Origin of the sequence: Leptospira kemamanensis, from assembly GCF_004769665.1 — a bacterium.
Classification (GTDB): domain Bacteria; phylum Spirochaetota; class Leptospiria; order Leptospirales; family Leptospiraceae; genus Leptospira_A; species Leptospira_A kemamanensis.
The window spans coordinates 373,143-386,704 of the sequence record NZ_RQGG01000032.1 but is presented as its reverse complement, the minus strand read 5'-3'; the positions used below and the strand labels follow the sequence as shown (position 1 = coordinate 386,704).

8 protein-coding genes are annotated in these 13,562 nt (G+C 39.6%); 5 read left to right on the top strand and 3 right to left on the bottom strand.

Translation table 11 applies throughout. The annotated features are described in order from the left end of the window. Nucleotides 1-45: 45 nt before the first annotated feature. From EHQ59_RS11920 to EHQ59_RS11900, 5 genes are all read left to right on the top strand, one after another. Nucleotides 46-867 carry a lysophospholipid acyltransferase family protein gene (locus EHQ59_RS11920; protein ID WP_208652379.1) on the top strand — a complete coding sequence of 274 codons (822 nt, stop codon included), beginning with the start codon at nucleotides 46-48 and terminating at the stop codon, nucleotides 865-867. Between the two features lie 102 nt (nucleotides 868-969). Then, nucleotides 970-4,344 (top strand): methylmalonyl-CoA mutase family protein, encoded by a 3,375-nt coding sequence (locus EHQ59_RS11915; RefSeq protein ID WP_135619859.1) that lies wholly within the window; start codon nucleotides 970-972, stop codon nucleotides 4,342-4,344. Nucleotides 4,345-4,381: 37 nt separating this feature from the next. After that, on the top strand, nucleotides 4,382-6,082 hold the full coding sequence (locus EHQ59_RS11910) for a hypothetical protein (RefSeq protein WP_135619858.1): 1,701 nt from the start codon (nucleotides 4,382-4,384) through the stop codon (nucleotides 6,080-6,082). A 71-nt stretch (nucleotides 6,083-6,153) separates the two neighbouring features. Further along, entirely contained in the window at nucleotides 6,154-6,687 is a 534-nt protein-coding gene (locus EHQ59_RS11905) for a hypothetical protein (RefSeq protein WP_244245507.1), read from the top strand. Beyond that, complete coding sequence (locus EHQ59_RS11900; RefSeq protein WP_135619857.1) at nucleotides 6,684-9,137, top strand: C1 family peptidase; 2,454 nt, start codon at nucleotides 6,684-6,686, stop codon at nucleotides 9,135-9,137. Before EHQ59_RS11905 ends, EHQ59_RS11900 begins: the two co-directional genes overlap by 4 nt. Before the next feature lie 53 nt (nucleotides 9,138-9,190). Here EHQ59_RS11900 and EHQ59_RS11895 read toward each other — a convergent pair whose 3' ends face one another. The 3 genes from EHQ59_RS11895 to gcvP all read right to left on the bottom strand — a co-directional run bounded on the left by EHQ59_RS11895 (nucleotide 9,191) and on the right by gcvP (nucleotide 13,553). Further along, nucleotides 9,191-9,967: a c-type cytochrome gene (locus tag EHQ59_RS11895; protein ID WP_244245506.1), complete on the bottom strand. Its 777-nt coding sequence runs from the start codon at nucleotides 9,965-9,967 to the stop codon at nucleotides 9,191-9,193. Between the two features lie 328 nt (nucleotides 9,968-10,295). Continuing rightward, the gene (locus tag EHQ59_RS11890; protein WP_135619855.1) at nucleotides 10,296-10,622 is read right to left on the bottom strand and encodes a (2Fe-2S) ferredoxin domain-containing protein; all 327 of its coding nucleotides are present in this window, start codon (nucleotides 10,620-10,622) and stop codon (nucleotides 10,296-10,298) included. A gap of 12 nt (nucleotides 10,623-10,634) precedes the next feature. Next, complete coding sequence (gcvP, locus tag EHQ59_RS11885; RefSeq protein ID WP_135619854.1) at nucleotides 10,635-13,553, bottom strand: aminomethyl-transferring glycine dehydrogenase; 2,919 nt, start codon at nucleotides 13,551-13,553, stop codon at nucleotides 10,635-10,637. Nucleotides 13,554-13,562 lie beyond the last annotated feature (9 nt).

Below are 13,562 nucleotides of genomic sequence, written 5' to 3'. Positions count from 1 at the left end.
GAACTTGATTTCATAAAGTTTTATTTTGAAATATGTGATGTTTCTATGGAACCGAACCAAAATCCCGCTGATATTCTCGAAAGTTTGTTTGTGATTCCCCGTGAGGTGCCAAAAACCATCCTCCGTAACCTTTTAGAGCTGATTTATGATGTCAAAGTGGCTGGTTCTGAAAATATCCCTGAGTCTGGGGGAGCGCTCATCATCTCCAATCACACGGATTATCTGGACATTCCCGTCCAAGGTGCCTTTGCGGATCGTAAAATTGTCTATTTGGGAAAATATGAACTCTTTCATCCCCAGGAAGAGATTATGGCGATCCTAAACCATAAAAACTCTCCTTTCCAATACCCACCTCTCAGTTTAACCAAACCTGTGATTGAGATTTTGTTAAACTCACTCGGCAGTGTGGTGAAAAAAAATCTGATCAATTGGGGGAGTATGCCCATCATTCGGAACGCCGCCAAAGAATCGGAAATGGACAAACGGGCGGCGATGGAATACTATGAAAAATTAGAAAACTACATGGTGGACCTGATGAAAGAGGGAGAGCTCCTTTCCATTTACCCAGAAGGTTCTCGTTCGGAAACGGGAGAATTACAACCGTTTCGCGCCATGGCTGCCAAGCTCGCAATCCGAGCTGGAGTTCCCATCATCCCTTCCGGAATCATCGGTGCGACCAATATGTCCAAACCGAAAGCCTTTCTCACGGGTGATGCCTTCAAAACAAAAATCCGTTACCAAATTGGAAAACCGATTTTACCTTCCGAATTCCCAACGGGCCCTGAGAAAAAAGCAGCGAAAGAACTTACGGAAATCTTGGAAAATCGGGTAAGAGAACTGATGAAAGAGGCAGAATCGATCCTATAAAGGGAGCATTTAACGAAATTATGGCATGAACGAAGAAGATATGTCATTCTCGTCACATTTTCCAATTGAATCCAGAACCATGCTTATAGAACGTTGTTCTCTATGGACACGGAAATTCTGACATACACCCCGCAAAACAAAATCCGCTTCGTAACGGCGGCATCCCTTTTTGACGGTCATGATGCTTCCATCAATATCATGCGAAGGATCTTACAACAGAGTGGGGTGGAAGTGATCCATTTGGGACACAATCGCAGTGTCCAAGAAATTGTCCAATGTGCCATCCAAGAGGATGTCCAAGGAATTGCCATCACCAGTTACCAAGGTGGTCATGTGGAATACTTCCAATACATGATTGATTTGTTAAAAAAAGAAGGTGCTGGTCATATTCGCGTGTTTGGTGGTGGTGGCGGAACCATTTTACCTTCTGAAATTGAAGTATTACATAAATACGGTGTTACACATATTTATTCACCTGATGAAGGCCGAACCTTAGGGCTACAAGGGATGATCAATGATGTTGTCAAACAATCTGATTTTCCTGCACCACTCTCATTTAACGGAGATTTGGCGTCTCAGATCCAAAAGAAAAATTATTTAGCTTTGGGACAAGCCATCACACAGATGGAGTTTTCCCTTTTACAAGAAAAAACAAATTATTCCATCAATTTGGAATTTCCACCTTCCCCAAAAACAATACCAGTCCTTGGAATCACAGGAACGGGTGGGGCAGGTAAGTCATCTCTTACGGATGAACTGGTTCGTCGTTATTTAGATGATTTTCCAAACCAAACTGTTGCGATTCTTTCAGTTGATCCTTCCAAACGAAAAACAGGTGGGGCATTACTCGGTGATCGAATTCGAATGAATTCGATTTTCAATGATCGGGTTTATATGCGTTCGTTTGCCACAAGGGAAGCAAACATTGCCGTGAACCGCAGTGTCAAAGGTGCCATCCAAATTTTAAAGTCTGCAGGATATGACCTCATCATCGTGGAAACAGCTGGAATTGGACAAAGTGATTCTGAAATCACAGAAGTGGCAGATGTTTCTTTGTATGTAATGACTCCTGAGTATGGTGCGGCCACTCAATTAGAAAAAATTGATATGATCGATTATGCGGATGTCATTGCGATCAATAAATTTGATAAACGTGGTGCTCTGGATGCATTAAGAGATGTGAAAAAACAATACCAGCGTTCCAGAAATTTGTTCAATGATCCCATTGATGCCATGCCTGTCTTTGGAACCATTGCCTCACAATTCCAAGATGCAGGAACCGATGAATTGTATGCTCACTTAATGGGTGTAGTGATTGAAAAATCCAAGTTAGATTGGAAAACCAAATACCAAAAAAATCAAAAGCGAAGAGAAGCATCGGTTGTGCTTCCTCCAGACCGTGTTCGTTACTTAACAGAAATCAAAGAAGAAATTGATCGAAATGCGGAATGGATCAAAAAAGAAGCAGACCTGGCACGCTCCGCCTATCAACTGAAAGGTGCTATTTCCCTTCTTTCTAAAAAAGGAAAAGTGGTTTCTGACTTAGAAGCGGAATACGAATTGATTTGGAATTCTTTATCTGTTGATTCAAGAAATACCATCGAAACTTGGTCGGAGAAAATTGAATCTTTTCGTAAGGAACAATATTCTTATTTTGTTCGTGGCAAAGAAATTAAAGTAGATAATTATACTGTTACCTTAAGCCATTTGAAAATTCCAAAAATTGCCACTCCACGATTTGTGGATTGGGGTGATATTTTAGAATGGTCTTACCAAGAAAACTTTCCAGGTTTTTTTCCTTACACAGCAGGGGTGTATCCGTACAAACGCAGTGGAGAAGATCCAACTCGTATGTTTGCAGGCGAAGGTGGACCAGAAAGAACCAATCGAAGGTTTCATTATCTCAGTTCTGGTATGCCCGCCAAACGTCTGTCAACTGCCTTTGATTCCGTTACTTTGTACGGAGAAGACCCGGACATTCGACCGGATATTTATGGAAAAATTGGAAATTCAGGTGTCAACGTCGCAACCTTAGACGATGCCAAAAAACTGTATTCCGGTTTTGATCTCTGTGATCCGTCCACTTCTGTTTCCATGACAATCAATGGACCAGCACCGATGGTTCTTGCTTTTTTCTTAAATGCGGCCATTGACCAAGCATGTGAAAAATACATTCGAGCCGAAGGAAAAACAGAAGAGGTTACATCTAAAATCAAATCGATTTACGATGCAAAAGGATTACCAGTTCCTAAGTTTGATGGAAATTTACCAGAAACCAATTTAGGATTGGGTTTACTTTTACTTGGTGTAACGGGAGAGGAAGTCCTTCCGAAAGAGACCTATGAAACCTTAAAAAAGGATGCTTTGTCACAAGTGAGAGGAACTGTCCAAGCTGACATTCTCAAAGAAGACCAAGCACAAAATACATGTATCTTTTCTACTGAATTTGCGTTAAAGATGATGGGGGATATCCAACAACATTTTATCCAAAACCAAGTACGGAATTTTTATTCGGTTTCTATCAGTGGTTACCACATAGCAGAGGCAGGCGCCAATCCAATCACACAAGTTGCCTTTACTCTTGCAAATGGGTTTACCTATGTGGAATATTATCTTAGCCGTGGGATGGACATCAATGAGTTTGCACCGAACTTGTCCTTTTTCTTTTCCAATGGAATTGATCCTGAATATTCAGTGATTGGGCGAGTGGCACGTCGGATTTGGGCAAAAGCTATGAAGTTCAAATACCGAGCCAATGATCGTTCCCAGATGTTGAAATACCACATCCAAACTTCAGGACGTTCCCTTCACTCTCAAGAGATTGACTTTAATGATATCAGAACCACATTGCAGGCGTTATATGCAATTTATGACAATTGTAACTCTCTTCATACCAATGCATATGATGAAGCGATTACAACACCAACGGAAGAATCCGTTCGTCGTGCTGTGGCAATCCAACTCATCATCAACCGTGAGTTAGGTCTTGCTAAAAATGAAAATCCATTACAAGGTGCCTTTATCATTGAAGAACTCACTCATTTGGTAGAGGAGGCAATCCTCACCGAGTTCAATCGTTTGACCGAACGTGGTGGAGTGCTTGGGGCGATGGAACGAATGTACCAAAGGAACAAAATTCAAGAAGAGTCCCTTCATTATGAAACCTTAAAACATACTGGTGAATATCCGATCATTGGTGTAAATACTTTCCTCAATCGAAATGGATCTCCTACTGTGATTCCAGGGGAAGTGATCCGTTCCACAGATGCGGAGAAACAACAACAAATTGGAAATTTAAAGGCATTTCAAAAACGAAATGTTGGCAGAACAGAAACAGCGATCACAAATTTAAAACAAGTGGCTCGTGCCAAAGAAAATATCTTTCAAGAGTTACTAGAAACAGTGAAAGTGGCGTCTTTAGGGCAGATCTCTCATGCCTTGTATGAAGTGGGAGGTCAGTACCGCCGCAATATGTAAAAGGATGGGGTAGAAACAATCTGCCCTTGGTAATGTTATGATTTCCTGGGATTTAATCAAAAAACACAAATTGGGCATTCCACTCTTATGGGACATCGCCATGGTGTTTGTTGTCCTGGGAAACTTGGCTCTTATCATATTTGATCTTAGTTATCTAAGTCTTAGGCCTTTTTATTTTCATAAATTCCCAGAAATCCTTTCTATGTATGACAAACCCATTTTAGGGATTGAACCTCACCGGACCACAACAGCTTACACTGATTTGGTGGATGATCTTAAGTATTTAACCCAATTACGTGATGATGAGTTTCGGGAAAACCAAAGAAAAAATACAAGAGAAGAAATTTATAAAGTCTTAACTACTCTCAAAACACAAGTTTCAAATGAAAAATTTGATTCGTTATACCAAGCATATGAATCCGCCCTACAATTGGAAGATATCCAAGTGAGGCGAAAAAAAGTGGAAGAGATTCTGTTTCAAATCAATGAATTTTTTAGTGTCATGGAAGAGACCGATGAAATCACAACACTTGGTGAGTTATCGGAAAAGTATGCATTTATCAATCGATTGAGCATCGAAGCAAATGAATCTAAAGAAATATTGTCGATCATCCAAAAATTAGACAAACGTATGTTAGAAATTGTGGAAAACAATCCTTTTGCTATGTCGGGACAATCTGAATTTTTATTGGAGATACAAACTGGTATCAAAAATGAATACCAAACTCATAAAACAAAAGCGAGAGACTTAAAACTGAGACAAGAATTGGATCCAATTTTAAATCGAGATCGAATTCCATCTACAGTGGTTGCCTTTGCTTGGTTTTGGAGAGATCAAAATCGTTCCTTGGAACAAAAAATTGAATTTTTTAATACTCATTTCAGAGAGTATTTTGCGCTTAATTATTATCGAGCCATTTCCTCTGATGGAAGTCCAGTAAACAACTATTTGTTGTTAGATGCACCATTTCTCTTTTTCTTTTTGGCAGAGTTTGCCTTAAGTTGGCTTTTGGCGATCAAAAACAAAACCTACATTGCTTGGTTTTTATATCCAATTTATCATTGGTATGACGTACTTGGACTCATCCCTGTAGTAGAGTTTCGATTCTTTCGTTTGGTGCGGGTTTATAAAATTTATTTGATGTTACAAACCAATCAATTCACAAAAATTTTGGGAAATGATTTGATCAGTAAAACATTAAGGTATTATTCCAATATCATCAAAGAAGAAATTTCTGATATTGTTACGATTCAAATTTTAACAGAAACACAAAATGAAGTTCGATCGGGTAATTCTTTAGATCAACTTGTCAATGCCATCGACCAAAATCGAGCAGAGTTAAAAAAAGTAGCGATTAAAAATATTGCTCAATCCGCTCAAAATCCAAATTTACAGGCTCTCATCCAAAACTTAGTGACAGAAGTTTCCGAAAGAGTTTCAGCGAATATGAAACCAATTTCTTTTTTACCGAAAGATATGCAGGCAAACCTAACCAAACAAATTAGTATGACTATTTATTCTGCGATTTCACAGGCAACAGTTGCGATGGCCACTGATCCCTCTGGACGTAAGTCTATTGAGAACTTAATTGATTATTTGATTGATGAGATGATCCTAGTTGCCCAAGACCCAGACATGGTAAAACTCAATACCAATATCTCTGTTGCTCTCATTGAAAATATGAAGAAATCCATCGGTGAAAAAAAATGGCTCAAATCTGAAATTGGAAGTAGTTAAATCCATACTAGTTTTTAGAACGATTTTTAGAATTCTCCATCTAAATTTCGAACAGCGTTATTCTTAAAAAAATGTCTTGTTTTCTCTACAAAACAAGATGGAATCGATCCACTTTGGGATTCCTTGTAAAGATATTTCTCTCTTTGTCCATTGGGTTCACCTTGGTAGGAGAGTTGGAAGCAAAAACGAATCTGAAAAACCATAAGGGCAATTGGAAACCAATGGATTTAGTTTGGGAAGAAAGTTCAGGAGCCGTGGCACCAGAATACCGGTATGCAAAAACATATCATCTCTTTGCAGACTCCAAAAAAATATTTTTAACACGTAAGATCATCAAAAAAGGAAAACTCCTAGTCGAGGAGACAAAAGAGATTTCTGCATCCAAATATGAAACATGGATGAAAGGATTGTTATCGAAAGGGATTCAAAAATTTCCATTCGAAACATTACCGGAAGAACAAATGACTGGAATTAGTTATAATTTTGTGCAGTTTCGATTTGGTTCCACCAAATCAAAGTTTTATTATCGTTTAGAGGAAATAAACGAACCGAATTGGAAACCAAAAAAAGACATTATAAAGTTTATAGAAAGGATGAAACCATGAACCTAAAAATAAAAATGATGATCCTCGGAATTGTATTGTTTTCTTTCAATACAATTGTTGCAGAAGAATTTGACCCAAGCAGTGTACGTTCCCCTGGATGTAAACCAGGTACTTTTTCTTGTGGTTATATTCCTAGTCCCAAGGAAGTTCAAGATACAATTCCACTCAAACGTGATTTTAATTCTTTTGAAGATTTACCTTCTTCCATCGATTTATCAGCACAAATGCCACCTGTTGGAAACCAAGGTAGACAAAATAGTTGTGTTGCATGGGCAACTGGTTATGCGATCAAATCCTACTTATTAAAAAGCAAAGGACAAAGCACCGAATACGACCCTCCATTTGCAGGTGGAAAAGGTAATTTTGTATTTTCTCCAGCATTTATTTATAACCAACAAAATGGCGGAGAAGACAAAGGATTGTATTATTACAAAACCATGGAGTTCTTAAAATCAAATGGTGTTGCTCCATGGAGTAGTATGCCATACACCGACAAAGATTATTTGTCACAACCTTCAAAGGAATCCAAACAAGAAGCTCTTAAATATAAAATTAAATCATTTTCTCGGTTGAATTATAAAAATCCTGATGAAATTAAGCGCGTGTTAGCAGGTAAAAACGTTGTTATGGTGGGTATGATCATTGATGATGCTTTTTATAAATTAAAAGGTTCTGCTGTTTACGATGCAAATGGTGGCCAAAGTTATGGTGGTCACGCTATGACGATTGTTGGATACGATGATAACAAAAAGTCTAAATCAGGGAAAAAAGGAGCATTTAAACTTCAAAATTCTTGGGGAACCAATTGGGGAGACAAAGGATATGGTTGGGTTTCCTATTCCATCTTGGCTAAAGTTGGCCAAGAAACGTATGCGATCATTGATGAGCCTGCACCACAAAATACTCCAACTCCAACAGTGAGTGTAAACCCAACTAAAAAACCACTTCTTGCACCTTCTGAAATCAAAGTTTCCAAAGGAGATTTTGATGATAAAATTTTACTCACTTGGAACCACCAAGATTCAGCCGTTGCTTATCTGATCCAAAGAAAGGAAGAGGCTGACTTTTTTGATTTGGCATATTCAGACAAACCAAGTTTTACAGATGTCTCTGTATCACCAAACACAACTTATGCGTATAGAATTTTGGCAATTGGGACAGAAGAAGTTTCGCTTGCTTCTATGGAAGTGCAAGGTTTTACTTCTTCGGAACCTCCTGAGGATGGAAATTTAACACAAGTGGTTGGACTCAGTGGAGTTGTGTTTTCCAATGGAAGTTCTACGAGTGTTCAGTTGGCATGGTCGGAGATTGATGGTGTAGCAAACTATAATATCGCCAAAGCAGATTCATCTTTTAAGTGGAAAACCATTGGTACAAGTAAAACACCTGACTACGTCGATAACTCTGCAAAGTCAGGAGAAGTAAACTATTACCGTGTAAACGCAGTATTGAATTCTAAACTGACTTCTGATTGGAGTGATTCCATTTCTGTTGAGGTTGCCAACCAATCTTTATTACCTAACCAAGTGAGTTCTTTATCTGCAACAAACGGAGATTATGCTAATAAAATTCAATTGAGTTGGAAAGCTGCTCCTGGTGCCAAAAACTATTATTTATTTCGATTTGATGAAAATGCGGAACCATCAGGCCAATTTGAAGTTTCTGGTACATCTTATACGGATGCAGATACAACCATTCAAAATGGAAAATCGTTTATTTATACCGTAATTGCAGCAAATGACTTAGGTTATGCGGAGCCAAGTGAAGTTGCCTTTGGAAAAACAGGCCCTGGATTGACGAAACGTGCGGGTGGAGTCACACTTGCCGCGCCAAAACAATTGAATTCAAATCCAGTAGGTAAAGACAAAATGGTAACCTTAAAATGGGAGGCGGTGAAAGATAGTTTTGAATACTATATCTATCGAAAACCTATCCTGAATGGTAAACCAGGTAAGTTAGAATTTGTGACAAATGTAGATGGCAAAAAAACTAACTTTTCTGAAGTGTTTCCTGGGAAATCAGGAGATCTCTTTTTGTATTCTGTTCGTTCTAAATCAGAGTTTGGTTCTGAATCAAAAGATTCCAACTTCGTTTCTGTATTTTGGAATGAACCAAAAACAGTTGTGAAAAAAAGGGCAATGTCATTGGAAGAATTACCTTCTCAGTTCACGGGTTCATGGTCTTCTATGTATTGGAATCCAAAACTTGGTCCACAAAATTTGCGTATGGATGTTTCTGGGAATGGACAAGACTTCGTCGCAAAATTAAAGTTAAATGATGAGGAAATAAAACAATTTACTGGGTCTTGGACACCTGGTAGTAAGATGATTAAAACGAAAGGTTTTAGTTTGGAACTTTCCAATGTATTGGATGGGAATTCAATTGTTCAGTTCCAATCCATTAAAGAAATTGAAAATGGAGTGGAACTGAGTTTTGAAAAGGAAAACTAATTTAATCTAATCATCTCATTTTACAACGAGGATTAGGTTATGTGTCGTTTCGATTAAATTGATTGTAAATACAACCAAAGTGCTTTGAGTTCTATGTCGGTAAGTATTGCCAAACTTTGCCAAGGCATTGGAAACCGGATCTCCGATCCATCTGGACGTTTCCCGGTTCGGATGGATTGGATAAAACTGACTTCATTGTAATGAGATAAACCCACCTTTGTAATGTTTTGTGCAGGTGGCCATTCAGGTGGTGCCCCTTGGATAGGTCCGCCAACCAACTTCATTCCATGGCATCCCGTGCAAGTTGCTGCTACATACTTTCCATATTCTAACGAAACTGTAGGTTTTAAATTTTCTAAATGTGTAACTTCATGATTGATTTGTTCTGCTGAAACCCATATTGGAATTTCTCCGATGACAAATAAAAATCTTCCTAATGGGCCTGGTTTGATTTCCCCTTGTTCTTTGTTCACAGCAGGTGAGGAACGAAGGTAAGCGATCAATTTTCCAACATCTTCGTTGGTCATCCCTTGGAAATCTGTGGATGGCATAAAAATAAGTGCTCTACCATTTTTCCCAACTCCATGTCGAATGGCGATGGCCAATTCTTCATCACTTCGATCGAGTAATATTCCACCTTTACCTGCTGTTAGGTTAGCACCTGAAATCGTTCCAATCGCTGGGTCGTTGATAAAGGTTTTACCACTTCCATCGACATCATGGCAATCACCACAACCCCTGGATTGGTAGAGACGTTTCCCTTCCAAAAGGTCAGAAGCGGAAACAAACTTGGGAATTGGGGTTGGTTTCACAGTGTACGTGTTTTCCATTCGATTGTTGCTCATCATGTAAATAAAGCCGAGAAACAATGAGAAAAGTAGAATCACCGTTACAAAAAAGATAAGGAGGATTCGGGAAATTTTTTTCATAAGTGGAGGAATTGGATCGGAGTGGGAGATTTGGTCAAGTGGGAAAAAAGGAGAGGGAGTGGGAATTTTGTGGGTACACTCTCCCCGCCCTGATCAATGGGTGGGGTTATCCACCCGCCACCCATTGACGCCAACCTATCACAAGTCCTCTGAAAACGCTAGAACTCCCGTCTCTGCTCAAAAAAATTTTGAAGAAAAGTTCGTGTTCAGCGTGCGTTTGGTTCGGGTTTTAGGAAACGGTATCGTCAGCGACGATGAGGTGTTTGTATTTCTCTGGTTGGTCGGTCTTTAGGTAGAATTCTAAAATGGTATCAACGTCTGCTTCTGATTTCATCGCAAACCATTTGCCTTCGGGGTAGGATACTTGGATCGGACCAAGTTCACAACGATCGAGACATCCCGATTTTTGAACACGAAACTTATATTCAATTCCAGCTTTGGCGGCTTTTTGTTTTAAGAGTTTGAGAAGTTCGATGGAACCTTGGCTCCCACAAGACACCCGTTCACCGGGTGCCCTTTGGTTTTCACAAACAAAAATATGTTTTTCGTAAAACATGAGTTAGTTTGCTTATTGGGATACGGCGTAGTTTTCCATCGGAATACAAGAACAAACCAAGTTCCTATCTCCGTACACATTGTCCACACGTCCTACACTTGGCCAAAATTTTCTAGAACGAAGCCAAGGAAGAGGATAAGCAGCGCGTTCTCTTGGATATGCATGATTCCAAGCATCACTGATGACCATGTCTGCTGTGTGCGGAGAATTCTTCAGAGGGTTATCATCTTTGGAAAGAACACCTGACTCAATGTCTTTGATTTCCTGAGCAATCGATAACATGGAATCAATGAATCGGTCCAACTCTTCTTTGGATTCTGATTCTGTTGGTTCGACCATGAGAGTTCCAGGAACTGGAAAGGACATAGTAGGTGAGTGAAATCCATAGTCAATCAATCGTTTGGCGATGTCTTCCACTTCGATTCCACTGGTTTTTTTGAATCCACGCATATCGAGAATACATTCGTGAGCCACAAGTCCCTTGTTTCCTTTGTATAACACAGGAAAAGCAGACTCTAGTTTCTTTGCGATATAATTGGCATTGAGGATGGCAATTTTTGTCGCATAACGAAGACCTTTAAAACCTAACATCGCAATGTAAGCCCAAGAGATCACAATGATGGATGCTGATCCCCAAGGTGCTGCAGATACTGCCCACTGGCTGTTATTCGATCCATTTTCGACAAGACTATGTCCTGGTAAAAAAGGAGCAAGGTGTTCTGCCACACCAATTGGTCCTACACCTGGACCACCACCACCGTGTGGGATACAGAATGTTTTGTGTAAGTTTAAATGGCAAACATCGGCACCAATATCACCAGGTCGTGTTAATCCCACTTGTGCGTTCATATTGGCACCATCCATATAGACTTGCCCACCATTGTCGTGAATGGTTTGGCAAATTTCTTTGATGGATGCTTCAAAAACACCATGGGTAGAAGGGTAGGTTACCATAAGGGCACCTAACTTGTCTTTGTATTCTGATGCTTTTTTCTTGAGATCGTCTACATCAATGTTTCCATTGATATCACAGTTAACAGGAACTACTTTGAAACCTGCCATCACTGCTGATGCAGGGTTTGTACCGTGAGCTGAGATGGGAATGAGACAAATGTCTCGGTGCATATCGTTACGGCTTTGGTGGAAGTTCCGAATCGCCAGTAATCCCGCATACTCTCCTTGCGAACCAGCGTTTGGTTGGAGAGATACTTCAGAAAAACCAGTGATCTCACATAACCATTTTTCCAATTGGCTAAACAGTGTGCGGTATCCTTCTGTTTGGTTTTCTGGAACAAAAGGATGGATGTTCGAGAGTTCTGGCCAAGTAACAGGATACATCTCTGTTGATGCATTGAGTTTCATTGTGCAAGAACCAAGTGCAATCATTGACGTAGTTAAGGATAAATCCTTTGCTTCGAGTCTACGAATGTAACGTAACATCTCGGTTTCTGTGTGGAAACTATTGAATACTGGGTGAGTTAAATAAGATGACTTTCTTTCAAGTAGTTCTGGAATTTTCCATTCTTCTTTGCTTGTTAAGTCTTCCAAAGGAAAATGAAGTGCTTTGTTTTCATTAAAGACTTCGAGTAGGTCTTTGATGTCTTTTATGTTTGTTGTTTCATCTAAAGAAATGCTGATCACGTGACCAGATACTTGTCTTAGGTTGATTTCTTTTTCTTCTGCATAATGAATGATTTCTGCGGAAGAAATTTTAGAAAGTTCCACTCGAATCGTATCAAAGTAAGGTTGTGAAATCACTTTGTATCCTAACTTTTCGAGTCCAGTAGCGAGTATCGTTGTCATTCTATGGACACGCGATGCAATTTGTTTGAGTCCTTTGGGACCATGGTACACTGCATACATGGATGAGAGTACTGCGAGTAATACCTGCGCCGTACAAATGTTAGAGGTTGCTTTGTCTCGGCGAATGTGTTGTTCCCGTGTTTGTAAACTGAGACGGTATCCCGGTTTTCCTTGGGAATCTTTCGAAACACCAATGAGGCGGCCTGGCATATTACGTTTGTATTCTTCTTTGGTTGCAAAGTATCCGGCATGAGGTCCACCAAAACCAAGTGGCAATCCAAAACGTTGTGTGGTTCCTACAACGACGTCTGCATTCATTTCGCCTGGTGATTTTAAAATGGTGAGTGCTAAGAGATCCGCAGCCACAACCGTTTTCGCACCTACTTTGTGTAGGCTTTCGATGAATTCGCTAAAATCATAAATGGTTCCATCAGTAGATGGGTATTGGACAATCGCTCCAAAAAAATCATTGGAAGGAACCATCTTTTTAAAAGAACCAACAACAATGTTGATTCCGAGTGGAATTGCGCGGGTACGAATCACATCTAAGGTTTGAGGGTGAACGGATTGGGAAACAAAGAAAGATTTTCCTTGGCTGTCTTCTTTTAAAGAAAACAACATATTCATTGCTTCTGCCGCAGCAGTTCCTTCATCGAGAAGGGATGCATTCGCAATTTCCATTCCAGTGAGATCAGTGATCATGGTTTGGAAGTTGATGAGTGCTTCCATACGACCTTGTGCAATTTCTGCTTGGTAAGGTGTATAAGCCGTGTACCAACCTGGATTTTCTAAAATGTTTCTTTGGATCACGGGTGGAGTGATACAAGAATAATACCCAAGTCCCAAATATGATCTATAGATTTTGTTTTTCGAAACAATCTTCTTTAATTCTTTTTGTAGGGCATATTCACCAAGGGGTTTTGGTAAATTGAGTTCCTTACGCAACCGAATGTTTTCCGGTACGGCATCATTGATCAGATCATCCAATTCCTTGTAACCAATGGTAGAAAGCATTTCAGAAACAGTATCCTCTGTCACACCAACATGACGGCGTAAGAAAGTGTCACTTGGTTCTAATGTTTCTTCGTATGGGGAATGGATGGGCGATGAAGGTTTTACGGAACTCACTTGAAAATA